This window comes from Bacillus gaemokensis (assembly GCF_001590835.1).
Lineage (GTDB): Bacteria > Bacillota > Bacilli > Bacillales > Bacillaceae_G > Bacillus_A > Bacillus_A gaemokensis.
Window position 1 is genome coordinate 331,332 of the sequence record NZ_LTAQ01000001.1, and the last position, 24,970, is coordinate 356,301.

General features: G+C 35.5%; 26 protein-coding genes, 2 pseudogenes and 2 riboswitches. Of the genes and pseudogenes, 10 read left to right on the forward strand and 18 right to left on the reverse strand.

Features of this window, described 5'->3' with window-relative positions; translation table 11 throughout:
• Positions 1-4: 4 nt before the first annotated feature.
• From AZF08_RS01690 to AZF08_RS01700, 3 genes and pseudogenes are all read right to left on the reverse strand, one after another.
• On the reverse strand, positions 5-766 hold the full coding sequence (locus AZF08_RS01690; protein ID WP_033672310.1) for a DUF1129 domain-containing protein: 762 nt from the start codon (positions 764-766) through the stop codon (positions 5-7).
• A 153-nt stretch (positions 767-919) separates the two neighbouring features.
• Positions 920-1,444, reverse strand: a pseudogene (locus tag AZF08_RS31025) (hypothetical protein).
• Entirely contained in the window at positions 1,444-1,776 is a 333-nt protein-coding gene (locus AZF08_RS01700) for a PadR family transcriptional regulator (protein WP_033672311.1), read from the reverse strand. The pseudogene AZF08_RS31025 and the gene AZF08_RS01700 overlap by 1 nt, the downstream one beginning before the upstream one ends.
• Before the next feature lie 166 nt (positions 1,777-1,942).
• Between AZF08_RS01700 and AZF08_RS01705 the strand changes: the two genes are divergently transcribed.
• Entirely contained in the window at positions 1,943-2,719 is a 777-nt protein-coding gene (locus AZF08_RS01705; RefSeq protein ID WP_033672312.1) for a 3-hydroxybutyrate dehydrogenase, read from the forward strand.
• 44 nt (positions 2,720-2,763) lie between these two features.
• Here the strand turns inward: AZF08_RS01705 and AZF08_RS01710 are convergent, their stop codons facing one another.
• The 4 genes and pseudogenes from AZF08_RS01710 to AZF08_RS01725 all read right to left on the reverse strand — a co-directional run bounded on the left by AZF08_RS01710 (position 2,764) and on the right by AZF08_RS01725 (position 6,405).
• Complete coding sequence (locus AZF08_RS01710) at positions 2,764-2,925, reverse strand: YvrJ family protein (RefSeq protein ID WP_033672313.1); 162 nt, start codon at positions 2,923-2,925, stop codon at positions 2,764-2,766.
• 67 nt (positions 2,926-2,992) lie between these two features.
• The gene (gene mtnA / locus AZF08_RS01715) at positions 2,993-4,054 is read right to left on the reverse strand and encodes an S-methyl-5-thioribose-1-phosphate isomerase (protein ID WP_033672314.1); all 1,062 of its coding nucleotides are present in this window, start codon (positions 4,052-4,054) and stop codon (positions 2,993-2,995) included.
• Entirely contained in the window at positions 4,051-5,235 is a 1,185-nt protein-coding gene (gene mtnK / locus AZF08_RS01720) for an S-methyl-5-thioribose kinase (protein ID WP_033672315.1), read from the reverse strand. Before mtnK ends, mtnA begins: the two co-directional genes overlap by 4 nt.
• 90 nt (positions 5,236-5,325) lie before the next feature.
• Positions 5,326-5,467, reverse strand: a riboswitch (SAM riboswitch).
• A gap of 73 nt (positions 5,468-5,540) precedes the next feature.
• Positions 5,541-6,405: pseudogene (locus AZF08_RS01725) on the reverse strand (carbon-nitrogen family hydrolase).
• A 14-nt stretch (positions 6,406-6,419) separates the two neighbouring features.
• On the opposite strand from AZF08_RS01725, the gene AZF08_RS01730 reads away from it, so the two are divergent.
• The 6 genes from AZF08_RS01730 to AZF08_RS01755 all read left to right on the forward strand — a co-directional run bounded on the left by AZF08_RS01730 (position 6,420) and on the right by AZF08_RS01755 (position 11,465).
• A complete protein-coding gene (locus AZF08_RS01730; RefSeq protein WP_033672317.1) occupies positions 6,420-7,610 on the forward strand; it encodes a pyridoxal phosphate-dependent aminotransferase in 1,191 nt (396 codons plus the stop codon).
• Positions 7,611-7,662: 52 nt separating this feature from the next.
• Positions 7,663-7,768: riboswitch (SAM riboswitch) on the forward strand.
• A gap of 64 nt (positions 7,769-7,832) precedes the next feature.
• Complete coding sequence (gene mtnW / locus AZF08_RS01735) at positions 7,833-9,077, forward strand: 2,3-diketo-5-methylthiopentyl-1-phosphate enolase (protein WP_033672318.1); 1,245 nt, start codon at positions 7,833-7,835, stop codon at positions 9,075-9,077.
• Complete coding sequence (locus AZF08_RS01740) at positions 9,074-9,733, forward strand: 2-hydroxy-3-keto-5-methylthiopentenyl-1-phosphate phosphatase (RefSeq protein WP_033672319.1); 660 nt, start codon at positions 9,074-9,076, stop codon at positions 9,731-9,733. The genes mtnW and AZF08_RS01740 overlap by 4 nt, the downstream gene beginning before the upstream one ends.
• Positions 9,730-10,368 carry a methylthioribulose 1-phosphate dehydratase gene (locus AZF08_RS01745; RefSeq protein WP_033672320.1) on the forward strand — a complete coding sequence of 213 codons (639 nt, stop codon included), beginning with the start codon at positions 9,730-9,732 and terminating at the stop codon, positions 10,366-10,368. Before AZF08_RS01740 ends, AZF08_RS01745 begins: the two co-directional genes overlap by 4 nt.
• A complete protein-coding gene (locus AZF08_RS01750; protein WP_033672321.1) occupies positions 10,346-10,858 on the forward strand; it encodes a cupin domain-containing protein in 513 nt (170 codons plus the stop codon). The genes AZF08_RS01745 and AZF08_RS01750 overlap by 23 nt, the downstream gene beginning before the upstream one ends.
• A 331-nt stretch (positions 10,859-11,189) precedes the next feature.
• A complete protein-coding gene (locus tag AZF08_RS01755; RefSeq protein WP_033672322.1) occupies positions 11,190-11,465 on the forward strand; it encodes a hypothetical protein in 276 nt (91 codons plus the stop codon).
• A 141-nt stretch (positions 11,466-11,606) separates the two neighbouring features.
• On the opposite strand, the gene AZF08_RS01760 is transcribed toward AZF08_RS01755, so the two are convergent.
• The 4 genes from AZF08_RS01760 to AZF08_RS01775 form a co-directional block, all read right to left on the reverse strand.
• Complete coding sequence (locus tag AZF08_RS01760) at positions 11,607-11,939, reverse strand: DUF3909 family protein (RefSeq protein WP_033672323.1); 333 nt, start codon at positions 11,937-11,939, stop codon at positions 11,607-11,609.
• Positions 11,939-12,823: an NAD(P)-dependent oxidoreductase gene (locus AZF08_RS01765; protein WP_033672324.1), complete on the reverse strand. Its 885-nt coding sequence runs from the start codon at positions 12,821-12,823 to the stop codon at positions 11,939-11,941. Before AZF08_RS01765 ends, AZF08_RS01760 begins: the two co-directional genes overlap by 1 nt.
• A 4-nt stretch (positions 12,824-12,827) precedes the next feature.
• Positions 12,828-13,958, reverse strand: coding sequence for a serine hydrolase domain-containing protein (locus AZF08_RS01770; protein ID WP_033672325.1), 1,131 nt, complete (start codon positions 13,956-13,958; stop codon positions 12,828-12,830).
• A gap of 91 nt (positions 13,959-14,049) precedes the next feature.
• A complete protein-coding gene (locus AZF08_RS01775; RefSeq protein ID WP_033672880.1) occupies positions 14,050-15,342 on the reverse strand; it encodes a sensor domain-containing diguanylate cyclase in 1,293 nt (430 codons plus the stop codon).
• Between the two features lie 347 nt (positions 15,343-15,689).
• On the opposite strand from AZF08_RS01775, the gene AZF08_RS01780 reads away from it, so the two are divergent.
• On the forward strand, positions 15,690-16,307 hold the full coding sequence (locus AZF08_RS01780; protein WP_033672326.1) for a nitroreductase family protein: 618 nt from the start codon (positions 15,690-15,692) through the stop codon (positions 16,305-16,307).
• 318 nt (positions 16,308-16,625) lie between these two features.
• On the forward strand, positions 16,626-16,844 hold the full coding sequence (locus AZF08_RS01785; protein ID WP_033672327.1) for a hypothetical protein: 219 nt from the start codon (positions 16,626-16,628) through the stop codon (positions 16,842-16,844).
• Between the two features lie 355 nt (positions 16,845-17,199).
• Here AZF08_RS01785 and AZF08_RS01790 read toward each other — a convergent pair whose 3' ends face one another.
• The 3 genes from AZF08_RS01790 to AZF08_RS30660 form a co-directional block, all read right to left on the reverse strand.
• Positions 17,200-17,844, reverse strand: coding sequence for a hypothetical protein (locus AZF08_RS01790; RefSeq protein ID WP_033672328.1), 645 nt, complete (start codon positions 17,842-17,844; stop codon positions 17,200-17,202).
• 188 nt (positions 17,845-18,032) lie between these two features.
• Positions 18,033-18,230, reverse strand: a complete 198-nt coding sequence (locus AZF08_RS30655) for a hypothetical protein (protein ID WP_051725613.1) — start codon at positions 18,228-18,230, stop codon at positions 18,033-18,035.
• A gap of 200 nt (positions 18,231-18,430) precedes the next feature.
• Complete coding sequence (locus AZF08_RS30660; protein ID WP_051725615.1) at positions 18,431-18,940, reverse strand: hypothetical protein; 510 nt, start codon at positions 18,938-18,940, stop codon at positions 18,431-18,433.
• 239 nt (positions 18,941-19,179) lie between these two features.
• Here AZF08_RS30660 and AZF08_RS01805 point away from each other — a divergent pair, with 239 nt between their 5' ends.
• The gene (locus tag AZF08_RS01805; protein WP_033672329.1) at positions 19,180-19,530 is read left to right on the forward strand and encodes a DUF3915 family protein; all 351 of its coding nucleotides are present in this window, start codon (positions 19,180-19,182) and stop codon (positions 19,528-19,530) included.
• An 87-nt stretch (positions 19,531-19,617) separates the two neighbouring features.
• On the opposite strand, the gene ptsP is transcribed toward AZF08_RS01805, so the two are convergent.
• From ptsP to glcT, 4 genes are all read right to left on the reverse strand, one after another.
• Positions 19,618-21,330, reverse strand: a complete 1,713-nt coding sequence (ptsP, locus tag AZF08_RS01810; RefSeq protein ID WP_033672330.1) for a phosphoenolpyruvate--protein phosphotransferase — start codon at positions 21,328-21,330, stop codon at positions 19,618-19,620.
• The gene (gene ptsH, locus AZF08_RS01815) at positions 21,330-21,593 is read right to left on the reverse strand and encodes a phosphocarrier protein HPr (RefSeq protein WP_000411078.1); all 264 of its coding nucleotides are present in this window, start codon (positions 21,591-21,593) and stop codon (positions 21,330-21,332) included. Before ptsH ends, ptsP begins: the two co-directional genes overlap by 1 nt.
• A gap of 135 nt (positions 21,594-21,728) precedes the next feature.
• Positions 21,729-23,792, reverse strand: a complete 2,064-nt coding sequence (gene ptsG, locus AZF08_RS01820; protein ID WP_033672331.1) for a PTS glucose transporter subunit IIABC — start codon at positions 23,790-23,792, stop codon at positions 21,729-21,731.
• 323 nt (positions 23,793-24,115) lie between these two features.
• Complete coding sequence (gene glcT, locus AZF08_RS01825) at positions 24,116-24,964, reverse strand: glucose PTS transporter transcription antiterminator GlcT (protein ID WP_033672332.1); 849 nt, start codon at positions 24,962-24,964, stop codon at positions 24,116-24,118.
• Positions 24,965-24,970: the final 6 nt, after the last annotated feature.

The following is a 24,970-nucleotide window of genomic DNA, read 5'->3' on the forward strand; positions in this document are numbered from 1 at the left end:
ACTTCTATATATTTGCTTTTCTTTTCTCTAATTTTGAATGAATCATTGCAAGAACATATAACATAGCTAACAATACAATTTGTTGTATATATAGACCTGTAATACTGGATAAATCTACTTTGAAAAATACATACTCTATTGTAATAGGGACAATTAAATATAACAAAGTAAACCAACCACCAATTTTAACATTTACAAAAACAGCAATGAGAAATACAGCAGCTACGATAGAATAACTTTGCCCAGTAGTAAATTGGATAAACGTTGTACCATAGAAGAACTGATTCAGTAACGCAATACTAAAAATCGCTAAGAAATACAGTGACCCAGTTATACACATAATTATGAACTCAATTCCTTTGCGTTTGAAAGCCGCAATTCTCATTCCCCAAATAAATATGAAAATGCCTATAGCAAGCATAACCGGATAACCAATTAGTTCGATTAAAGAATATGATAAACGATGATCTTCCTGCACAAATAATACACTTCTCATGATTGTGAACGCCAATACATTTACAATAAAATAGATTAACCAACCATAATTTTCTTTCTTATCGAATTCCATCTCACTTGCAAGCTGATCAGCATATTCCTTTGGTGAATCTCCAAAAATGTCTGTCACTGTCTTCCCTTGTTTTTCTCCTTCTACTAAATGAAGCTCTGCATCTTCTAAAAAGGAAATAATATCGGTTTCTTTGATTCCCTTCACTCGTAAATATGCACGTGTTTCTTCTATGAATCTTTTTGATTCTTTTGTGAGCATTTTGTCCGCTCCCCTTCTTCTTGAACGTCTATTTTTATGTTTGCTTACTTTTTCTATCCTCTATTTTTGTAGACCATATCATTAATAAAAATAAACTTTCGTATCAATTAAAAACTTGTCTCCCTCTTTAGAGATTTTCATTATTTCCCCTCCTTATCTAACTGCTTCTCTTTTATTCGTCTTCATCATAAATTCAATAAAAATAAGAATAAATAAGCTTCCATACAAGCACACAATCTGGAATAACATAGGAATCAAATCTTCTGACGTAAATGTTTTAAAAATAAGCATGATGGAAAGAGGAATGACTAAATATAGCACTTTAAACCAACCCTCAAAATACACATTTGTAATCACTGTTATCATGAAGGTTACGCCCGCTATCATTTACAATTAAAATGGAAGCAATAATCCAAAATGCAACAATGTTCATTACTGTATATCCGATTTGTTTCAACTTCTATCTCCTATCTTTTTCCATTACCTGAACAAGTTCATTTGCATATGCTTTCGGTGAGCTTCCGAAAATAGCTTCTACACTTTTCCCCTCATTCTCATCTTCGATTAAATGCATTTCAGCATCCTCTAAAAACTCTCAACATCGTTTTCTTTTACACCCTTCGCCGCTAAAAATATTCTCATATTTAGTAAGAAGTTTTGTGCTTCAGTTGATAACATCATTTCCATCTTCCCTTTCCTTTCAACAAACGTTCCACACTACTTTGCATCGCTTCCCAGCGATCCATAAATTCATCTAGAGCATCTTCACCTTTTTCTGTTAATGTATAATATTTTCGCTTCGGGCCTGATGGGGATTCTTTCATTGTACTTTTGATTAATTCTTCCTTTTGCATCCGAATTAATAATGGATAAATACTTCCTTCACTTGCCATGGTAAAGCCGTACTTTGCCAGTTTTTCACTCATTTCATATCCATATATTTCTCCTTCAGAAATGATGGCAAGGAGACATCCCTCTAAAATCCCTTTCAGCATTTGACTTGTCGACATAATTCAAATCCTTCCTCTATCTTGTTTTACAAGATAGTATAGCAAAAGCTATTTTGTAAAACAAGATAGCTTAGTATATTTTTTCCAAATGTTTGCAGGATTTTCATCGTATTCCCTCTAAATAGAGCAATAAGACAAATCTTATATATAAAGGAGTGCTCTCATCATGGTTACAAATCGTGTTGTCTTTTTAACAGGTGCTGCAAGTGGTATTGGTTATGAAATGGGAAATGCGTTTGCGAAGGAAGGAGCGAAAGTAGTAATTAGTGATCGCCTTGAAGATCGTGCAAAAGAAGCTGCTGAACAATTACGTAAAGAAGGTTATGATGCAATCGGACTAAAATGTGATGTTACCTCTGAACAAGAAATATCCGTAGCAATTTCTGAAACTATAAAAAAATTTGGTTCACTTGATATATTAATTAATAACGCAGGTATGCAACATGTTTCACCAATCGAAGAGTTTCCAACTGATAAGTTTGAACTGCTCATTAAAATTATGCAAATTGCACCGTTCATTGCAATCAAACACGCTTTTCCAATTATGAAAAAACAAGCGTATGGCCGAATTATTAATGTTGCCTCAATTAATGGTCTTGTTGGATTTGCTGGAAAAGCTGCCTATAATAGTGCGAAACATGGTGTAATTGGTTTAACAAAAGTAGCCGCCTTAGAAGGAGCTGTACACGGCATTACTGCAAATGCTCTTTGTCCAGGCTATGTTGATACTCCTCTTGTCCGGAATCAACTTCAAGATTTAGCAGCAACAAGAAACGTTCCACTAGAAAGAGTATTAGAAGATGTCATTTATCCACTCGTACCACAAAAACGATTGCTGGAAGTGCAAGAAATCGCCGATTATGCTTTATTTTTAGCAAGTGAAAAAGCAAAAGGAATAACTGGTCAAGCAGTTGTCATTGATGGAGGATATACAGCACAATAAATTTTAAAAGGCTTGTACTCTCAAAAAAGCACAAGCCTTTTACTTCACTTCGTTTCATTCGGAATTTCGTATCTTTTCATTTGCTGCGGGATTTTCTCTATTGCGATAATTACACCATCTAACTTATTTTCAATACGATGTAATAAATATAACGTCACAACAATCGGAAATCCTACATTACCAATCATAGAGATCCATTCCTCCATCTAACTCCCCCCTTTCTCTTAAATAAATAAGAACAAGAAAGGAAATTTGGCAATAAAAAACAAGCTATTACTCATTAGCTTGTTTTTCAAATAACAAAGCAATCTTTGTCTTATAATCTTCCTGTAAAATCCCTTTTTCAGTAATAATACCTGTAATTAATTCATGTGGCGTTACATCAAAAGCTGGATTATATACATCAATTCCTACCGGGGCGACTTGTTTTCCAACAATCTTCGTAACTTCAGATTCATCTCGTTCTTCAATCACAATTTCAGCACCTGTTTGTTTTGTAATATCAAATGTTGAGAGGGGCGCAGCAACGTAAAAAGGAATTTGAAAATATTTTGCTAGTATAGCTAAATTTAAAGTTCCTATTTTATTCGCTGTATCACCGTTCGCAACAATCCGATCAGCTCCTACAATAATAGCAGAAATTTCTTTTGTTCGAATCGTATGTGCTGCCATATTGTCTGTAATGAGTGTTACATCAACATCAGCCTGCTTCAACTCCCACGTAGTTAGGCGTCCACCTTGCAAAACGGGCCTTGTTTCACACGCATAAGCGTGTAAATGTATCCCTCGTTCTTTTCCAATATAAAATGGTGCTAATGCCGTTCCGTAACGTGCGGTTGCAATGCTTCCTGCATTACAAATCGTTAAAATTTTATCGCCATCTTTAAAACAGGTTAAAGCATGCTCCCCAATACTCCGGCATACCCTTTCATCTTCCTGCTGGATTTTAAGTGCCTCCTCTTCCAATATTTTTCGTGCTTCTTTAATTGTGGTCACTCCCTCAATTGAAGCATTCATACAATCAATTGCCCAAAATAAATTTACAGCTGTCGGACGTGAAGTTGCTAAATAATTGCAGTCTCTTTTAAACTTTTTTTGAAAGTCAGTGATATTTGTAACATCATACCTTTTTGCTGCAAGAGTTAAACCGAAAGCAGCTGTAATACCAATTGCAGGTGCTCCGCGCACTTCTAACATCACAATACTCCTCCACACCTCTTCAACAGTGGTTAATGTTTTATATTCAACAACATGTGGTAATTTCGTTTGATTTAATACAGCAATAGAATCCCCTTTCCAACTTACGGACCTCGGAACAGCAACTGTTGTACTCATGACCTTACCCCTCTTTCCGAAACAATATATTGAAATAACGTTCTAAACACATGGATATTTGCACCCTTTGTTTCATGTAGCAATAATTCTCTCCCTAAATATAACGCTTGTTTTTTGGCTTGAATTCTTTTTTTCACATCTACAATTCCATCTAAATCAGCTACATGCGCAAGTCCAATTGTTCGGCGAATTATTTCACAGCCAGCAAACCCAACAGCATCATTAAAAATATTTTGCAAAACGAGTGCTAACCATTGTTTCTCCTTTGTATATGCTTCTACTCCTTCTAGTATCCATAACTTTGTAAATGTCTCTACAAAATGACTCCATGTTTTTTCAATATGATAGAACACGATATTTCGCTTCTCTTCCTCTCGTGACAGCGCATTTAACAATAAATTTGCTATAAATTGACCAAGATCGAATCCAAGTGGGCCAAATGTTGCAAATTCTGGATCAATTACCTTTGTTTCAGAAGGTGACGAAAAGATACTTCCTGTATGTAAGTCTCCATGAATCAACGCTTCTTTTCTAGTTAGAAATTTATATTTATACTGTGCTACTTCTAGTTTCAAGTTTTTATCTCTCCAAAGCTCCTCCAAAACAGGTTGCAAGTCTTTCTCATAATGGTTTGTTTCATAGTTTCCAAATGGATCTGTAAATACAAGATCTTCTGTAATTTTACAAAGATCAGGATTTACAAACTTTCCATCTAGCACTCTTTTTTCCTCTGCAGGCAACCCAAAATCTGAAGTATAAAACAAAATATGTGCTAAAAAACGGCCAACATGCTGAGATAAAAGTGGATATTCTTCTCCCTCTATCAGGCCTTTACGCGTAATTGACAGAGCTGATAAATCTTCCATTACTGTCACAGCTAACACTTCATCATGACCATATACTTTTGGTACATACTCTGGTACATATTTCGCAAAAATTTGCAGTGCATGACTTTCAATTGTGGCCCTTTTTAACGAAAGTGGCCAACTTTCTCCTACTACTTTTGCATAGGGAAGTGCTTGCTTTACAATGATGGCATGTTTTTCATCATGAAGCCTAAATACATAATTTAAATTTCCATCTCCTATTTCATGACAGATCACTTTTGCATTTGCTTCAAAGTATCCATGCTCTTTCGCATATTGAATCGCTGTTTCTTTTGTTAATGAATAATATCCCATTTTCTACTCCTCCTTTTTTAGTTCAGAGGTTTTTCATCATAAGAAAAACCTCTTTCCATGAAGAAAGAGGTTTGAAGTTGATCTTCTCCCCTCTTATCTGCCAGAAAACTTACTTTCTGCTGGAATTAGCACCGTGCCTTTTTTGGCGCATAAGCGCCCCATCTCACAATGGTATTACGGTCGGTTGCTGGGTTTCATCGGGCCAAATCCCTCCACCTGCTCTTGATAAGAGTTATACGATTTATTTGAATTTTTAACTTTCTGATGAAGACTATAACAAGAATAAAAATTGTTTGTCAATATTTTTATTTGTATAATTCTGGGCGACGATCTGCAAAAACTGGAATTCCTTTGCGCACTTCCCTGATTTTTTCTAAATCTAACTTTCCATGCAAAATAGATTCTTCTTTGTCTGCTTCTACTACGATTTCTCCCCAAGGATCCACAATAAGAGAATGTCCAGCAAACACATTATTTGGATCCTCTCCCGCTCTATTACATGCAACGACATAACATTGATTTTCAACCGCTCTCGCTTGAAGAAGTAAACGCCAATGCGATAAGCGAGCAAGCGGCCACTCTGCCACAACGAATAACACTTCTGCTCCTTTTGCTGTATGGACACGTATCCATTCTGGAAAACGAATATCATAACAAATTGTTCCCCCGCACTGCACTCCATCTAAAGTAAACTCACCAGTTCCATCACCAGCTATTAAATACTTATGTTCATCCATTAGCTGAAACAAATGCACTTTACTATATTCGCTTTGTATTTCACCTTCACGACTTACGACATACATTGTATTCATAATACCTCGTTTTGTTCGCTTCGCAATAGAACCACCAACAATATTCACAGCAAATTGCTTCGCCCATTTTGAAAGCAATTCTTTTGTTTGTCTTCCCTCTTCATCAGAAATTTTAGGAAGCCTTGTTAAATCATAACCAGTTGTCCAAAGTTCTGGTAATACGATAACATCTGGTTTTCCTTGCATCGCTGCTTCTACTTTTTCCTTTACATGTTCAATATTTTTTTTCACATCCCCAAAAGCAATATCCATTTGAATACATGCGACTTTCATTCTGTCAGCCCCATTCTCTATTTTTTTCTTTACAAAATCTTGGAAAGATTATATCATTTGTCACTAGAATTGTAACAACTTTCAAAAGAGGTGGAAAGTATGAAAGATTTTCAACCTTCCGATATTGTAACATCACTGCCAACACAATTTTTTGCTTCACTTGTTGCAAAAGTTAACAAAGTAGTCGCAGCAGGTCACGATGTTATCAATCTAGGACAAGGCAATCCAGACCAACCAACACCGCCGCATATCGTAACAGCTTTACAACATGCAGCAGAAAAAGCAATTCATCATAAATATCCGCCATTTCGTGGACATGAAAGCTTAAAAGAAGCCGTCGCTACGTTCTATGAACGTGAATATGGAGTCAAAGTAAATCCTAAAACAGAAGTCGCTATTTTATTTGGCGGGAAAGCAGGACTTGTTGAATTACCGCTTTGTTTTACCAATCCTGGTGATACAATTCTTGTACCAGACCCAGGATATCCCGATTATTTATCAGGTGTCGCTTTAGCAAAAACACATTTTGAAACAATGCCACTCGTTGCAGAGAATAAATTTTTACCGGACTATACAAAAATAAACAATCGCGTTGCTGAACAAGCAAAATTAATGTTTTTAAATTATCCAAACAATCCAACTGGCGCTGTCGCATCACAAGAATTTTTTGAAGAAACAATTGCTTTTGCAAATAAACACGATATTTTAGTGGTTCACGATTTTGCTTACGGGGCCATTGGGTTTGACGGAAAAAAGCCAATTAGCTTCTTACAAGCAGAAGGTGCTAAAAATGTTGGAATTGAGATCTATACATTATCGAAAACATTTAATATGGCTGGTTGGCGCATCGCCTTTGCAATCGGTAATGAGAGTGTCATTGAAACAATCAACTTACTACAAGATCATATGTACGTGAGCATTTTTGGTGCTGTACAAGAAGCTGCTCGCGAGGCACTATTACGTTCACAATCTTGTGTAACTGAACTAGTCGATCGTTATGAATCTAGAAGAAATGCTCTTATTACAGCTTGTCATTCAATCGGCTGGAATGTTCTCGCACCAAAGGGCTCCTTCTTTGCTTGGCTTCCTGTCCCAGAAGGTTTTACATCTGAGCAATTCGCCGACATATTACTAGAACAAGCACATGTTGCAGTCGCTCCTGGGATTGGATTCGGTGAGCACGGCGAAGGGTACGTCCGAGTGGGTCTATTGCATACAGAAGAACGATTGCAAGAAGCTGTTTCTCGAATTCAAAAATTAAATTTTTTCAAAAAGTCATTGACAACCTGAAAAAACTCTGTCAAAATTCAGATATCACAAAAATTTAAACATTTCTAAATACTTCTTATCAAGAGCAGGTGGAGGGACGAGCCCGACGAAACCCGGCAACCGATCTACAATTGTAGACACGGTGCTAATTCTCGCAGCGCTACGCTGACAGATAAGGAGCTGGTTGTAAAAAAACCTCTCCTTAGCTGAGAGGTTTTTTTATTTAACTAGGAGGTTATACGAATGAGCGGAATAATAGCAACATATTTAATTCATGATGATTCACACGATTTATCACAAAGGGCCGAGCAAATCGCCCTCGGTTTAACAATTGGTTCATGGACCCATTTACCACATTTATTACAAGAACAATTAAAACAACATAAAGGCAATGTCATTCATGTCAAGCAATTAGAAGAGCAAGAACATGTTAATACCTATCTTAGAAAAAAAGTGACACGTGGAATCATTAAAATTCATTATCCATCACTAAATTTCAGCTCGGATTTACCTGCCATCTTAACAACAACCTTTGGCAAATTATCACTAGATGGTGAAATTAAACTAATTGATTTAACATTCTCTGACGACTTAAAAGAAAAATTCCCTGGTCCAAAATTTGGTATTGAAGGAATTCGAAATCTCTTACATATTCCCGATCGTCCACTGCTTATGAGTATTTTCAAAGGAATGATCGGGCGCAATATAGGGTACTTAAAAACACAATTACGTGATCAAGCAATTGGTGGTGTAGATATTGTAAAAGATGATGAAATTTTATTTGAAAATTCATTAACACCGCTCACAAAACGAATTCATTCTGGAAAAGAAGTATTGCAGTCCGTATATGAAACATATGGTCACAAGACTTTATATGCAGTAAATCTAACAGGTCGTACCTATGATTTAAAAGAAAATGCGAAGCGTGCCGCCCATGCTGGTGCAGATATCTTATTATTTAATGTATTCGCGTACGGATTAGATGTACTACAGTCACTTGCAGAAGATGAAGACATCTCTATTCCTATTATGGCTCATCCTGCTGTCAGTGGTGCTTATGCTTCATCAAAATTATACGGATTTTCTTCTTCGTTATTGCTTGGAAAATTACTTCGTTATGCTGGTGCGGATTTTTCTTTATTCCCATCATCGTATGGAAACGTTGCACTAGAAAAAGAGGAAACACTTCTTATTACACAAGCACTGACTGAAGAAGATCCATCTTTAAGACGAAGCTTCCCTGTTCCATCAGCTGGTATTCATCCTGGTTTTGTTCCATTTATCCTTCGTGATTTTGGCAAAGATGTTGTCATTAACGCAGGTGGCGGTATTCATGGTCATCTAAATGGAGCGCAAGGCGGTGGTAAAGCATTTCGGGCAGCCATTGATGCGACTTTGCAGGGAACACCATTACATGAAGTGGATAACACTGATTTACATGGTGCACTGCAATTATGGGGAAATCCATCTCGTGAGGTGAAAATATGAGTATTCAAGTTTTCTGCGATTTTGATGGAACCATTACAAATAGCGATAATATCACTTCTATTATGGAAAATTTCGCACCACCAAAAGCTGAGGAAATAAAACGAAGGATTTTATCACAAGACCTTTCCATTCAAGAAGGTGTCTCACAACTTTTTAAATTATTACCAACAACTTTACATGATGATATTATCAAATTCCTAAAAGAAACAGCCACTATACGTACTGGTTTTCAGGAATTCATGCAATTTATAAATGAAAATAATATTTCCTTTTATGTTATTTCTGGCGGCATGGACTTCTTCGTCCACCCCCTCCTACAAGGTCTTGTTCCAAAACAACAAATTTATTGTAATGCAACCGATTTTTCTAGAAAAAACATCGAAGTGAAATGGCCACATCCTTGTGATGAAGATTGTAATCATAATTGCGGTCTCTGTAAATCAACATTAATTCGGGGCCTTAGTTCTAAAGATGACTTTCACATTGTAATAGGTGATTCAATTACCGATCTACAAGCAGCCAAACAAGCCGATAAAGTCTTTGCTCGTGATTTTCTTATTACAAAATGTGAAGAATATCATATTCCTTATACACCATTTGAAACATTCTGTGATATTCAAACCGAATTACAGCACTTGTTGGAGGTAAAGCTATGAAACAACTTTTTCGGCAGTGGCATAACCTAAGTGAAATAAAAAAGGAACTAACAAATCGCAACTGGTTTCCAGCAACAAGTGGGAATATTTCTATAAAAGTAAGTCACGATCCACTTACTTTCCTTATCTCAGCAAGCGGAAAGGATAAAACAAAAACAACTCCCGATGATTTTCTCTTAGTAGATCATCAAGGAAAACCAGTCTTAGAGACCGAATTACGCCCTTCCGCTGAAACAATATTGCATACGCACATTTATAATCTTACAAATGCAGGTTGTGTACTTCATGTTCACACAACTGATAATAACGTCATTACAAATTTATATGGCGAAGCAGTTATTCTTCGTAATCAAGAAATTATTAAAGCTCTTGACATTTGGGAAGAGGGGGCAACAATTCGCATCCCAATTATTGAAAATGACGCCTATATACCTTCACTCGGAGAAAAATTCAAGGCACATGTACATGGAGATTCAGGAGCTGTATTAATTCGAAATCATGGAATTACAGTTTGGGGAAAAGATAGCTTTGATGCAAAAAAAAGATTAGAAGCATATGAGTTTTTATTCCAATTTCATATAAAACTATTATCAATTCAAGGAGGCGTTTCTAATGGCGCAAATTCGTATTCATGAAATAAATATTCGTATTGAAAATGAAGTGGAAGTTGAGCAATTTTTACAAGGAGAAGGTGTTTTATATGAGAAGTGGGACATTTCCAAACTCCCTGCTCATTTAAAGGAAAATTACTCCTTAACTGATGAACATAAAGAAGAAATTTTAAATGCGTTTTCTAAAGAAATTACTGATGTTTCAGAACGCCGAGGTTATAAAGCACATGATGTTATTTCGCTTTCAAACGCAACACCTAACCTCGACGAGTTATTAATTAACTTTAAACAAGAGCATCATCATACTGACGACGAAGTTCGTTTTATTGTCAGCGGACATGGTATTTTTGCCATTGAAGGTAAAGATGGGCACTTCTTTGATGTCGAACTTGAGCCTGGTGATCTTATCTCTGTACCTGAAAATGCAAGACACTATTTCACTTTACAAGATAATCGTCAAGTTGTAGCCATCCGTATTTTTGTTACAACAGAAGGCTGGGTTCCTATTTACTAAGGTAGTTAGCTGAATAAAAGGCCGTGGCCCCCCTTTTCCACCCTTTTATTCACTCTACATATATACATCCTCCTATGGAACAGGCTTATTTCACAAAAGTGATATAAGCCTGCTTTTTATTTTCTCCTAACAGATAATATTCCGATTGTTCAAGGCTAACCATCAGTAAGAGATAATACTCCACTGCAACTTCCCTTTTTTATTTTTATCAAGTGTATTTATCAATAAATTTTGAACATTTTTTGAACTTTTTCTGAAAATTCTGTTTAAAATATGATATAATACAAATAATAGAAAATGAACAGAAAACTGCAAATAGAGGGGGATAAACATGAATTTAATTATGGCACTCATACTGGGTATTACTTGTGGAGCTATTCCTGCCATTCTTGGGGCAATTATGGAGGAATTAGAAATCGGTATGTTAGGTTTTGTCGCATCTTCTGTAAGCGCTTTATTTTTTGGCTTATATGGTGCTATTCCTGTCGGAATTCTCTTTGCATTATATATATTACGCCACGCTAGAACAAAACAATTTAGTCGCAATCATATGGCCAAAATCATCCCATTTCCAATTGAACGATCTCGTCGTGCTTCTAGCTTATAATTCCATTACATTGTATTTCACATTTTTATATCCTCATACTACATCTACCTTAATACCGCCTACCTTTAGCAAAATTAGCTTCCCATTTTTTCGGCAAGTCTTTTACACAAAATAAAAAAAGTCCTCTCACATGAGGACTTTTTATTTATTATCTTCCAAAAACTGAAATAGTTCCTGTAAATGAAGTGCATCTTCTCCATAGCTAACCGAAACATAGCATATCCCTTCAATTTCAGCATGCATATAGAGATCAATGCCTTCGCGATCATATTTTAACGCTAAATAAAATTCCATTTCTTCTAGCATTTTCTTTGATGTACGAATAACATAATGTCCCGTCTCATCCCGTCCATATTCAAATGTCGGCTCAAAGTCATACTTTTGCTGAAATGCCGCTCGTTGCTTATCATTAATTGGCATACAAGTTGCTCGTTGAACAGCATCGATCATTCCATCAAATTTTTCTAAATTCATCATTCTTTCCCCCTTATATACTTTTTATACAACACTTGTGTCCCGCTATCCTCTTCTCCGGCTTCTATTAACTCGTCATATAAATTCTTCGCTAAAGCTAATCCAGGTACAGGTAGTTTTAACTTTTCCGCTTCCTCTAACGCAATCTTCATATCTTTCATAAAATGTTTTACATAAAAGCCTGGTGCAAAGTCTTCTTTTAACATTCGCGGAGCTAAATTGCTTAATGACCAACTACCAGCAGCTCCAGTTGAAATACTCTGTAGTACGTTATCTGGGTTTAACCCTGCTTTCTTCGCATATGCTACCGCTTCACAAACACCTATCATATTAGATGCTATCGCAATTTGATTACACATTTTGGTATGTTGTCCACTTCCTGCTGGTCCTTGTAACTGAATATTCTCTCCAAGTTTCTCAAATAAAGGAATGCAAGCTTCATATACTTCTTGCTCTCCACCAATCATAATGGCAAGTCGCCCTTCTTTTGCTCCGATATCCCCGCCTGATACTGGAGCATCTAACGTATGTATTCCTTTTTCTCTTCCAACCTCATGTATACGTTTCGCTAGCGTCGGTGTAGAGGTTGTAAAGTCAATTGCAATTGTCCCCTCACTTGCATGTTCTAAAATTCCTTCTACTCCAAAATAAATTTCTTCTACATCATGCGGGTAACCTACCATCGTCATAACAACATCTACATTTTCCACCATTTTTTTTGGTGTATCACACCAATTTGCCCCTTCATTTAATAGAGAAGCCGCCTTTTCTTTCGTACGATTATACACATATACTGTATAGCCCCCTTTTAATAAGTGGTGTACCATACTTTTCCCCATAACACCTGTACCGATAAACCCAATTGATGAAATTTTATGCTTCATCTACTCATCCCCTTTGCTCTAATAAATCACTTACCATCTTACGGAATTCTTTATTAAAGTCATTATCCATACTATTTTTCACATTTGAAAATAAAATAACAAACGTGCCTTTATCTTTATTAAAATTATTAAATGTATTCCAGCCAGCAAGTACACCATGATTATGAAAATAATCAGGAGATATATAGAAACTAAATGCATATTTCCGCCCTGCTGAAGGTGTAAACATCATATGTATACTTTGCGGCGAAAAAAGTTTTCCATTTATAATCGCTTCATCTAATTTTCTCATATCTCCAACAGTAGTATACATCTCGCCACAACCATATAACCATTCCATTCCTAATTTTGGTGCTAGGACAAGGACATTATCTTTCTTTTTATACCCTTTAGCAAGATGGTGTTCTCCTGGTACCGCATTCCCCATACCTGATTCATGCATTTTAGCTCTCGCAAATATATTTTCCTTTATATACTCTCCTAACGGCTTTTTAGATATGTTTTCTATAATATAAGCCAACACCATATAATTATAGTCAGTATATCTCCAGCCAGTTCCTGCTGGAAATTCTAAAGGCTGGCTTCCAATCCAATTTACTAAGTTTAAACGTCGTGCAGCATTCACTTTTCCTTTTCCACCCTCCGGTAAACCAGAAGTGTGAGTTAACAGATGGTATAGTGTAATATTTTTATCTGCTGGAAATGAAGGAATATATTTATTCACATTGTCCTGAACATTTAAACTTCCCTGTTCTTGTAACTGCAAAATGGATGTTGCCACAACAGTTTTAGTAATTGAACCGATGCGATATTTTGTTTGGGGTGTATTTTCAATTTTGTTTTGAACGTCTGCATACCCATAACCCTTATTCAGCACAATATGATCCTTATCCGTAACAAGCACAGTCCCATTAAACTCTTTGTCTTTTAAATATTGATCTAATTTTTGCGCTACACTCGCATAATCAATTAGCGGCTCTTCTGGTTCTTCCAATTTATTCTGTAATTCTGAGTCAACAGAAGGTGTCACCTTCGAAGTCAACACTTCTTGTTTTTCCGGCGTATAAAAAAAGTAATACACACTTCCACATGCTATAAAACAAATCAAAACCATAATAATTAATTTTTTTATCATTCAAAAACCTCCACGGTGACTTCGTTATAAATGTCCCCTCTTTCTATTATCAAGCAACAAAAAAAAATCGCAACACTTTGTTGCGAAAAAGTTACATTTTTTCTTTCCTATATATACGAACTTGGTTTTTCCCATTTTTTTTCGCCTCATATAAAGCAATATCAGCTCGCTGTACTAATTCATCTTTTGTAATTCTTTGTTCATATAATGCAACCCCGAAACTTGCGGTTAGCTTTGAAATTCCAGAGAACTGTTTTGTTTCAATAAAAAAACGTAGCGATTCTGCAACTTGAAAAACCTCTTTTTCCGTTGTATCTGTCACTAATATAATAAATTCCTCTCCACCCCAACGTGCAAAAATATGTTCAGGTGCAATTTTAGATTTTATAAGTTCCGCTAATTGAATTAATGCTAAATCACCAAAATCATGACCGTATGTGTCATTCACTTTTTTAAAATCATCTATATCCAAAAGAATAAGTGCGATTGTTTGATCTATTCGCTGCTCCTTTTCCAATCTTTCATCTAAAATTTGTTGAAATTTCAAACGGTTATATACTTCAGTTAGAGAATCAATTGTGGCAAGCCGTTCTTGTTCTTGATATAGTTCATCTAATTCTGTAATATCTGTACACTTAACAATAAACCTAGATAAATCTTCTGGTAAAGGTGCCGCACGTAGTAAAAAAACAAATTCGTCTCCTTCATAATTGTACATTTTTATTTTTCTAGCTTGCGATAAAGAATCATCCAGCCAAGTTACATCATGATTTGTCGCATAATATCCCTGTTTTTGAATAAAATGTTCCGCAAATACCATGTGATGTTCATGATATAAAAGTAAATTCTCATATCCAAAAAAACTCAAAAAGTTTGTATTACAGTCGACGATTTCATCATCCTCTACAATAAATAATAAATCATTTTGAAAATCAAACATCATTTGGAGAAGCTCTTGTTGCATACGTACTTGCTGTAATAATGATAATTGATAGAGGCACTTATTCACCTCTTCTAGCACAACTTGCGGAGTAACTGGGGGGATAATAATATTCCGTATTCCAATTTTGAGCATCTCTACAAACTTGGTTGTCACTGGCTGATCCCAAATAATAATAAAAGAGCTCTGTGAATTATATATGTGTTTTATATACTCTACTTGTTTACGTTTTGACACATAAATAATTACAATTTGTGGTCGCACTTTTTCAAACAGTTTTTCACCTTCTTCAAAACTACTGGCTACAAACATACATTTTGGATGTACATTCGCAATCATATGCTGATGCTTACATCCTTCTTCTATATAAAGTACATTTACCTGAAGATCTTGTAATACATTTTGAAAAATCGTATTCTCTAATAAAAAATGCAATATGTTCACCACTGGTCTTCACTCACTTCATATATCCTGTTCTACTGAATTCCTCACCATCTTGTTTATAAGGGATTTTCATCAAAAGAACCCGATTTGTGAGGGCTTCTATCAGCAGGAGTGAAGAACTCTCCCACTGACAGGAGCCTTACTTTCTCCATTCTTAATCTACGAATCATCTTTTTATTGTATGACTACACGAATAATAGCGTTTGTACGAATGCCCTCATTTATTCTATTCTCAAAAACTTGACAATCAAAATAGAGATATTATATTCTTTTACAGTAAAAACTTACAAAATGTAAGTAAGTGATTTATTATATTTTATATTTGACAGTAATTTGGAGGAAATATGATGACAACAAAAGATTTTTTTAGCGTTTTATATGAGCGTACATCTACTCGTGCATTCAATCCAGAAAAAGAAATTTCAAACGAGGAACTACAGGAAATTTTAAAAGCAGCTGCCCAAGCACCGTCAGCTTGGAACTTACAACATTGGAAATTTCTTATTTTCCAAGGTGAAGATGTACAAAGTCGCTTACATCCTATTGCTTATAATCAACAACAAATTCTTGATGCTTCTGCAGTAGTCGCTATTCTAGGTGATTTAGAGGCATATAAAAACGTTTCACCTGTTTATGGTCCAATTGTTGAACAAGGATTTATGAAAGAGGAAGCGAAAGAACGTTTAGCACAAAATATTGAATCTGCATACAACCGTGAACAATATCCACGAGATGCAGCATTCTCTAATGCATCTTTAGCCGCAATGCAACTTATGCTTGCAGCAAAGGCAACTGGTTGGGATACTTGTGCGATTGGTGGATTTAACCCTCAAGCATTAATGGAAGAATTTAATGTTTCTTCTCGTTATGTACCAATTATGCTAATTACAATTGGTGAAGCTACACTAAAAGGCCATCCTGCGCCACGCATGACTGTAGAACAAGTAGCTGAATGGGCAAAATAAGATAACATGAACCTTTAGTCAGTCTAGAAAATTGCCTATCTGCTTTTCTTTCACTAAGTTTTGAAGTGAAACAATTACTGACTATGAATAACAAATTAAAACGAAGGCCAGTGTCCTTCGTTTTTTCATGTCATCTTCTTGTAATATTCCTATATAAAAATCGACATAACATTGTAATCCCAACTTTGATATCCTCTTATCCACATCTTAAGATGACATATTATGTCGAACTTTGTTCCACATTTGAAATATAGGGGTGTTTTTTTGTTACAATTATGATACAATAGTGACAAATAGATAACAAGAGAGGGATTTTCATTGAATTCATATGGAAGCTTTATTGCATTTTTAAGCTACGCCGTAACTGTACTGCTTCTATACTTTATTGGTGATGCCACAAATATTGCAATACTACAATTTTCAAAAGAAAAAGCATTCCAAGTAGAAGACGGATTACATACCTCACGACCTATCGCACCATTACTTTTAGCTCTTCCAGTGTATATAATCGTTTTATATAAAAATAAAAAAGCGTAAAGGCTACCTTTTTATAAATGAAGGTGGTCTTTTCTATTTTCTCCTTCATACAAAATCCCAAAAAATCTACAGTATATCTGGCGAACAACCTCCCATAAAGCTATGATTCCTGAAAGCTAATTATCAATAGGAGATACAGGTCACCTACTGACAAATCAAAACTTTATTTAGCCCTCACCAACCAGACTTTTACAGATAATAAAACCCCTACCTAATTTCTTAACGGGTTCGGATTTGAAGTACAAAATTATAAATAACCATTTAAAAAGAGGTGCAATTAGCACCTCTTTTGCATTTATTTTAGCAATTAAATTAACACCTAAATTGGTGAACTTTTGATAATATCAGTTTATCACTAATTTGTCCTAACGGTTTCTTGGAGTTTTTCCAGTACCCTTGATAAAGCTAAAATTGAATTTGTTGTTTCGAATTCTCCAATATCCAAGGAATGGTTTGCATTTTGGATAACCTCTATTTTAAAATTTGATTTACTTAATTGCTCGATTTGATTTGAATTGAAATGAGGGTCTTTGTCTCCAATAACTAAAAACCCTTGATGTTCACTATCCAAGATTGAATCAAAAATCGAATCAAACTTTATCAGAGGGGTGAGTAAAATCATTTTTGACTTTAAAAAGTCATCTCTTTTCATTAGGTCATTAGCGATTGGTATAGTTCCGAGTGATTTACCTAAAAAAATCGTTTCATTGTATTGACCATTTTTAAGAACATCCAATATGACTGGATTTACATCATCCATCATTGTTTTTGATATTTCTTCAAGAGATTTTTTAAATACATGTTCATCATAGTTGTAATGGATATGAACAATATCAATTTTATTTTGAAGCATTGTCATAGTTGCATAATAAAATAGGGGTTTATCGTAATTGTAACCTGAACCTGAAAACATAAAGCAAATCGTCTTGGAACCCATTTCTATATGTGTATAACTAATCGCTTTGTCGTTTGTTTGTATCTCCTTTTTATTTCCTTTCATCATTTTCCCCTCCGAAACTTTTATAACATTATAACATAAATTACCAATTTTTTTATATCCTTTATGTCAAAAACCTTTTTAACGATACCTAACCGCTATGCAGGAGTACCAATGACTTCTTGCTTTCCTTCCTTTGTCTTATATACCAAACAGAAATTGTAATAAGTCTGAAGGATGGTCAAAGTCACTCAAGCATATTTAGGATTGAAATTAGAATAAATATAGCTTTTTCCATCACCACAAGCCGTTGTCAGCGGTCTTTCTAAAATGGATAACCTTCTCCTAATATGTTGAATGAAAGTGTTCGTGGCATTATCATTCACATTTACAATGAGTGATGCAATATCCTTCGGTTCGAGAAAAGATACATCTGTTGTGCAATCCACTGACCGAAATCCTCTATCTAGAGTAGCTAAAGGATGTTCGATTCGATTATCCGCATATTCGTTATGAGAACTTGTCCCATTTGATACGACTTTATGGAATTTGTGAGTTTCAAATAATTCTTTAAGATACAGATTTGCTAATTTGCGTAAAGAGGTAGTTCCAATATCTCTTACTGAACCCTATTCCAATAAATTCGCTTTTACCTCTTGAAACTCCTCATAGGCTCTTTTTCGGGGTTTTGTTTTGTCCGTTTGACATAAAAATGGTGCCCATCTGTACGGCGAACTTTTTGCGAGAAAACACGGTGGATGGAGTTGATTAGTGATTTATCATCATCAGCTACAAAACGCCATTCAGAAGCCTTTACGAGTTGTTTAATAAACCAAAAGTGGGAAATAGTGGTGTAAGCAACCTGAACGTGGAGTCCATCAATGTACTTTTCCCTACGTTCCATTTTAAGCAGTTCTCGATGGTATTCGGATTGCGTTTGTGTATCATTTTTTGATGGCGGTTGCGGATAATGAGAATACCCATCAAATTGAGCGTGTTTCTTAGCGAATTCGCTTAAATGGTCTTCTTTTAACAATACTGTATCAAGGACGATGTCATTTAGGGCAATTTCCCAATCATATGCTACATCGTATCGAAATACATACCTTGATAAAACATCAGCAGAAATGACCACACTTGTAGGCAGTTTATCTCCCACCTAACTTCTTTGCTTCCGCCGAATTTTGAGGTGAGAGTATTACTGCCCACAAATAGCGGAATAAAAGTTTTACTTTCTCTCTTACTTATGGTGTTTGCCCTATCCATATAGCATAAGGTAACAAACACCTACCTAGTCATTTAAAATAAGAAAATATCCCAGTAAAAATTCCACGCTCTGTCCAATCACTCCATGTGTAACTTACATACATTATAAGTGTGAAGGGGGTGATGAGAATTATGTTTGGATCTTTTGGATGCCGTGACGACTTTAGAGGTTGTCACTTCGACAATGATTGTAAAAAAGATGATTTCCGAAAAGATGATTTCCGAAAAGATGATTTTAACAAAAAATCACTATGTAATGTCCTGTTTAATATTTCAATTGGAACAAAAATTTCTCTTCTAAAAATTAAAGATCATGGTACGTTCCGTGATGTAATATTTGAGGGATTTTCCTGTGGGGTAGCTCTCTTCTCCAATCAAGACCATAAACACGATTGGGATGATGAAGATGAAAATTGGCATAAAGACAAATTTAGAGGGTTATTACGCGTTTGCCCAGAGGATATAATTGCGATTGCAGTTTAAGACTTTCGTCTTTATTAGATTAGAAAAATTACACTTGCACAAAAAAACCTGAGACCGATTTCAAATCGGCTCAGGTTTTCTTTTTTATTAGATGCTTTTAACTAATTCAACAACTTCTTCAGTAGTTGACATTGTTAATGCTTTTTGTGCTAACTCTTCCATTTGTGCTTTTGACAACTTGCTTAGTTGTGTTCTTGCAGGAAGAATAGATGTTGCACTCATACTAAATTCATCTAATCCTAATCCAAGTAGTAATGGGATTGCAAGTGAATCTCCTGCCATCTCACCACACATACCAGCCCATTTGCCTTCTTTATGAGCAGCATCGATAACCATTTTTACAAGACGTAAAATTGATGGGTTATATGGTTGGTATAAGTAAGATACACGCTCATTCATACGGTCTGCAGCCATTGTGTATTGGATTAAATCATTTGTTCCGATAGAGAAGAAATCAACTTCTTTAGCAAACTGATCTGCTAATACCGCTGAAGCAGGGATTTCAACCATCATACCCACTTCAATATCGCTAGAAACAGTTGTACCAGCTTGAACAAGTCTTTCTTTCTCTTCTAATAAAATTGCTTTTGCTTGACGGAATTCATCAAGAGTTGCAATCATTGGGAACATAATTTTTAAATTACCATATACGCTAGCACGAAGTAATGCACGAAGTTGTGTACGGAACACATCTTGTTCTTCAAGACATAAGCGAATCGCACGGTAACCTAAGAATGGGTTCATTTCTTTTGGTAAATGTAAGTATGGAAGCTCTTTATCTCCACCAATGTCAAGTGTACGAACAACAACTGGTTGACCTTCTTTTACACCTTCAAGAACTGCTTTATACGCTTCGAACTGTTCTTCTTCTGTCGGAAGATTGTCACGGCCCATGTATAAGAATTCTGTACGGTATAAACCAACGCCTTCTCCACCATTATCGATAATACCTTGTACATCATTTGGTGTTCCGATATTTGCAACAAGCTCAACGTGATGTCCATCGCTTGTTACAGTTTCTTGGTCTTTTAATTTTGCCCATTCAGCTTTTTGCTCTTCAAATTTTGCTTTCTTTTCCTCAAAAGTACGAAGAGTTTCTTCAGATGGATTTACAATTACTTCTCCATCTAAACCATCGATGATTACCATATCGCCGTTTTGGATTTTCTCCATAACAACTTTTGTACCAACAACAGCTGGAATTTCCATAGAGCGAGCCATAATTGCAGAGTGAGATGTACGTCCACCGATATCAGTTGTAAAACCTTTTGCATATTTGCGGTTTAATTGTGCCGTATCAGATGGTGTTAAATCTTCAGCAATAATGATTACTTCTTCAGAAATTGTACCTGGATTTGAGAAGTTAATTTCTAGTAAATGTGCAAGAACGCGTTTGGTTACGTCGCGAATATCCGCTGCACGTTCTTTCATATATTCATTATCCATGTTTTCAAACATAGTAATGAACATTGTTGCAACTTCGTCCATTGCAAATTCAGCATTTACTTTTTCGTTATTTACTTTATCTTTTACTGGATTTACTAGTTCTGGATCATTCAATACTAATAAATGTGCTTCAAAGATAGCAGCTTTATCAGCACCTAGCTCAGCAAAAGCATGGTCCTTAATAGCTTCTAGTTCAGATTTTGCTTTCTCAAGCGCAGCGTCTAAGCGTGCAATTTCTGCAGCTTCATTCGTAATCGTTTTCTTTTCAATGTTAAATTCAGGATTTTCAAGTCTGAAAGCCTTTGCAATAGCAATCCCACTTGATGCAGCGATCCCTTGAATATTAAGAGTCATTATTCTCCTAATCCTTCGTTTTTCATAGTTTCTTCGATAGCTGCTAGTGCTTGAGCTGCATCATCACCATTTGCAGTGATTTTAATTTCCGCGCCTTGTTGAATACCTAAAGACATAACGCCCATGATTGATTTTAAGTTAACGTTCTTACCGTTATACTCTAAGTTAATGTCAGCACCGAATTTACTTGCAGTGTTTACAAGTAGAGTTGCTGGACGAGCATGAATTCCTGAATCGCTAGTTACTTTAAAGATTTTTTCCATAATAATTTATCTCCTTTAAATACAGTATTTTTTTAGTTGTATAGACGTGAGTACTACATCATCTATTGTATATAATAGGCGATGTTCGGTCAACCACATCGCCTATTATAATTATAAACATTTTGCGTCAATTTCCTACTGAATGTCAATAATAGCTGTTTCACCTTTCTTGACATTTCCATCTTTTTTCAATTTAACTTGTTGCCCTTGCCCTAAATTTGTAAAAATAATTGGTGTAATAATAGATGGTGCATTTTCTTTTACAAATGCAAGATCTACTTTTAATAATGGTTGCCCTTGCTTCACTTTATCGCCTTGTGCAACAAGCGCTTCAAAACCTTCACCATTTAATTTTACAGTATCAATACCAAAGTGAATTAAAATTTCTTTTCCGCCTTCAGATTGAATTCCAATTGCATGTTTTGTTGGGAATACATTGACAATTTCACCATCAACTGGGGATACTACTGTTCCTTCTGTTGGTTCAATTGCAAATCCATCACCCATCATTTTTCCTGAAAATACTTGATCAGGTACTTCTGTAATTGGTAAAAGTTTTCCTTCGATTGGAGATACAATTGTTTCATTTATATCTGTTTTTTGCACTGTTTCTTCTACTTTTACAGGCTCCTCTTTTTCAACATGAGGCGCACGCCCTGACATAATATCATGAATTTGTGATTTTAACGTGTCAGATTTCGGTCCAAAAATAGCTTGAATGTTATTTCCAACTTCAAGTACTCCCGCTGCCCCAAGTTCTTTTAGACGATCTTTGTTTACATTTTTTTGTTCGTTTACTTGAACACGTAAACGTGTAATACAAGCATCTAAAGAAGCAATATTTTCTTTACCACCAAGTGCTACTAGCACTTCACGTGGAAGTTCACCTGCTTCTGTTTTCCCAGCGCCATCAGTATCTGTTGTTACTTCACGACCAGGTGTTTTTAAATTCCATTTACGAATTGCAAAGCGGAATCCGAAGTAGTAAATAACTGCCAGTACAAGACCTACAACAATTACCCACCACCATGGTGTACGGCCAGGTAAGACACCAAATAACATAAAGTCAATTAAACCACCAGAGAATGTCATCCCAATTTTAACACCTAAAATGTGCATAGTCATAAATGATAGACCAGCGAATACAGCATGTATTCCGAATAACACTGGTGCTACGAATAAGAATGAAAATTCAAGTGGTTCTGTAATACCTGTTAAGAAAGATGTTAACGCAGCAGACCCTAAAATACCAGCTGCTAATTTTTTATTTTCTGGACGTGCTTCATGATACATCGCTAACGCAGCTGCTGGAAGACCGAACATCATGAACGGATACTTACCTGTTGTAAATGTACCAGCTGTTAATTCTACGCCGTCTTTTAACTGTGCCATAAAGATTTTTTGGTCACCGCGGATTAACTCGCCAGCTGCATTTGTATACTGACCGAATTCAAACCAGAATGGTGAATAGAAAATGTGATGTAATCCAAATGGAATTAATGAACGCTCAATTAAACCGAATACAAGTGCAGCTAAAGTTTTATTTGCATCAATCATTTGATGTGAGAAAGTATTTAAACCACTTTGAATGTACGGCCAAACGAAACACATTAAAATCCCTAAAAGTAAAGAGAATGTTGCAGTTGCGATTGGTACGAAACGCTTGCCTGCAAAGAAACCTAAGTATGATGGTAATTCAATATTGAAGTATTTATTATAACAATATGCCGCTAATATCCCGACAATAATACCACCAAATACTCCTGTTTGTAACGTTGGAATCCCTAATACATTTGCGTAAGCTGGATCCGTAAAACCAATTTTAACTGGATCTGAACCAGTACTTGTTACTTTTACTAGCTTATCTACTTCCAAGAACACACTCATTGTCTTGTTCATAATTAAATAACCAACGAATGCTGCTAATCCAGCTACTCCGTCTCCACCAGCTAGGCCAATCGCTACCCCCACTGCGAATAATAGCGCAAGGTTTGCGAAAATAATATCACCAGATTGTTCCATGATTTTTGCAACCATTACAAACCAATCTGCTTTTAAAGCAGGAATTAAACTTGTTAGCTGTTCATTTTGAAATGCGTTACCAAATCCAAGTAAAATACCTGCTGCCGGTAAAATCGCTACTGGAAGCATAAGCGCTTTTCCGACTTTTTGAAGAACACCAAAGATCTTCTTAAACATGGAAACCCTTCCTCTCTTATCTATATTGATACTTTTCGACAAACGCCAAAAAGGCATGAGGAAAAAAAGATAGAACGATAGCTATACAAAGGGTAGTATGTCCCTTTCTCTAGCTTACATTCCTGGCTTTTCTCCACTCATGCCTGATCGAATCAGTAACACGTGTCAAAAATAGGTTTACATATAAGTTCACTATTTTAAAGCAAACGTTTTCGTCGCTTGTCGAATTTTGTATAACTTTGCATGACTTATTATACAAAACAATTGTAAGCGATTCAATCATTTTTTTTAACGTTTTCATTTTAGACAAAAACAAAGCGATTCTATACCTGTTCTGCTTTTACTAATCTTTGCAAATGCATCGTTAAATAAATGCTTTCCGCTTCATATACAGGAAGCTGTAATTCTTTTTGCATTACTTTCACAAGCTTCCATGCTAGATTATAACAAATTGGATACTCTTTTTTTAACAACTCAGCAAAACCTTGAGACTCTTCTACCTTCTCACCATTTTTCACCCGCTCGATTGCATATTGTAAATGACGAATAAGACGTAAATAATGAATGCTTTCTTGATCTAGTGTAAGATGTAGATTTGTTTCAATTAAAGAAACGAGCTGTGCAATAAGACGGGAGTTTTGATTAACAGAAGATAGATCAGAGTTTGTTAACGAACTATAAATATGGAGTGCAATAAAACCAATTTCCCCTTCCGGTAATATAATTTGCAAACGGGAATTAAGGAGCTGTACGACACCTTCAGCAATTTTATATTCTTCTGGGTACAACATTTTTGTTTCCACTAAAAAAGGATTATCTACTGTAAATCCTTGTTTCAATCGTTTAATTGCGAAAGAAATATGGTCTGTTAGGGCAATATGAATATGTTCATTTAATGGTGACTCGGCTTTTTCTTGAATATACAGCATAATGTCATTCATAAGTTCAATTAACTTTTCACTTACATGTGGAACTAATAGCTTATATTGTTCACGGTCACGTTCATTTTTTAAAACAAACATTTTTTCAATTTGTTTTGCCTCTAGTACATCTTTCGCCTTTTTGCCAAATCCAATCCCTTTACCAATCACTACTACTTCCTTATGTTCCGGATGAGCAGCAATGATGACATTATTATTTAAAACTTTTTTAATTTCTAGATAATTATTCATATAACA

What these genes read in the sequence shown, in the direction of transcription:
- AZF08_RS01700 (WP_033672311.1), bottom strand. Translation starts at nt 1,776, where the DNA reads ATGTCGACAAGTCAAATGCTGAAAGGGATTTTAGAGGGATGTCTCCTT.
- AZF08_RS01765 (WP_033672324.1), bottom strand. Translation starts at nt 12,823, where the DNA reads ATGAAGCATAAAATTTCATCAATTGGGTTTATCGGTACAGGTGTTATG.
- glcT (WP_033672332.1), bottom strand. Translation starts at nt 24,964, where the DNA reads ATGAATAATTATCTAGAAATTAAAAAAGTTTTAAATAATAATGTCATC.
- AZF08_RS01760 (WP_033672323.1), bottom strand. Translation starts at nt 11,939, where the DNA reads ATGAATTTAGAAAAATTTGATGGAATGATCGATGCTGTTCAACGAGCA.
- AZF08_RS01705 (WP_033672312.1), top strand. Translation starts at nt 1,943, where the DNA reads ATGGTTACAAATCGTGTTGTCTTTTTAACAGGTGCTGCAAGTGGTATT.
- AZF08_RS01730 (WP_033672317.1), top strand. Translation starts at nt 6,420, where the DNA reads ATGAAAGATTTTCAACCTTCCGATATTGTAACATCACTGCCAACACAA.
- ptsP (WP_033672330.1), bottom strand. Translation starts at nt 21,330, where the DNA reads ATGACTCTTAATATTCAAGGGATCGCTGCATCAAGTGGGATTGCTATT.
- AZF08_RS01755 (WP_033672322.1), top strand. Translation starts at nt 11,190, where the DNA reads ATGAATTTAATTATGGCACTCATACTGGGTATTACTTGTGGAGCTATT.
- AZF08_RS01740 (WP_033672319.1), top strand. Translation starts at nt 9,074, where the DNA reads ATGAGTATTCAAGTTTTCTGCGATTTTGATGGAACCATTACAAATAGC.
- AZF08_RS01770 (WP_033672325.1), bottom strand. Translation starts at nt 13,958, where the DNA reads ATGATAAAAAAATTAATTATTATGGTTTTGATTTGTTTTATAGCATGT.
- AZF08_RS01710 (WP_033672313.1), bottom strand. Translation starts at nt 2,925, where the DNA reads ATGGAGGAATGGATCTCTATGATTGGTAATGTAGGATTTCCGATTGTT.
- mtnW (WP_033672318.1), top strand. Translation starts at nt 7,833, where the DNA reads ATGAGCGGAATAATAGCAACATATTTAATTCATGATGATTCACACGAT.
- mtnA (WP_033672314.1), bottom strand. Translation starts at nt 4,054, where the DNA reads ATGAGTACAACAGTTGCTGTTCCGAGGTCCGTAAGTTGGAAAGGGGAT.
- AZF08_RS01690 (WP_033672310.1), bottom strand. Translation starts at nt 766, where the DNA reads ATGCTCACAAAAGAATCAAAAAGATTCATAGAAGAAACACGTGCATAT.
- AZF08_RS01745 (WP_033672320.1), top strand. Translation starts at nt 9,730, where the DNA reads ATGAAACAACTTTTTCGGCAGTGGCATAACCTAAGTGAAATAAAAAAG.
- ptsH (WP_000411078.1), bottom strand. Translation starts at nt 21,593, where the DNA reads ATGGAAAAAATCTTTAAAGTAACTAGCGATTCAGGAATTCATGCTCGT.
- AZF08_RS01790 (WP_033672328.1), bottom strand. Translation starts at nt 17,844, where the DNA reads ATGAAAGGAAATAAAAAGGAGATACAAACAAACGACAAAGCGATTAGT.
- ptsG (WP_033672331.1), bottom strand. Translation starts at nt 23,792, where the DNA reads ATGTTTAAGAAGATCTTTGGTGTTCTTCAAAAAGTCGGAAAAGCGCTT.
- AZF08_RS01780 (WP_033672326.1), top strand. Translation starts at nt 15,690, where the DNA reads ATGACAACAAAAGATTTTTTTAGCGTTTTATATGAGCGTACATCTACT.
- mtnK (WP_033672315.1), bottom strand. Translation starts at nt 5,235, where the DNA reads ATGGGATATTATTCATTAACAAAAGAAACAGCGATTCAATATGCGAAA.
- AZF08_RS01805 (WP_033672329.1), top strand. Translation starts at nt 19,180, where the DNA reads ATGTTTGGATCTTTTGGATGCCGTGACGACTTTAGAGGTTGTCACTTC.
- AZF08_RS01750 (WP_033672321.1), top strand. Translation starts at nt 10,346, where the DNA reads ATGGCGCAAATTCGTATTCATGAAATAAATATTCGTATTGAAAATGAA.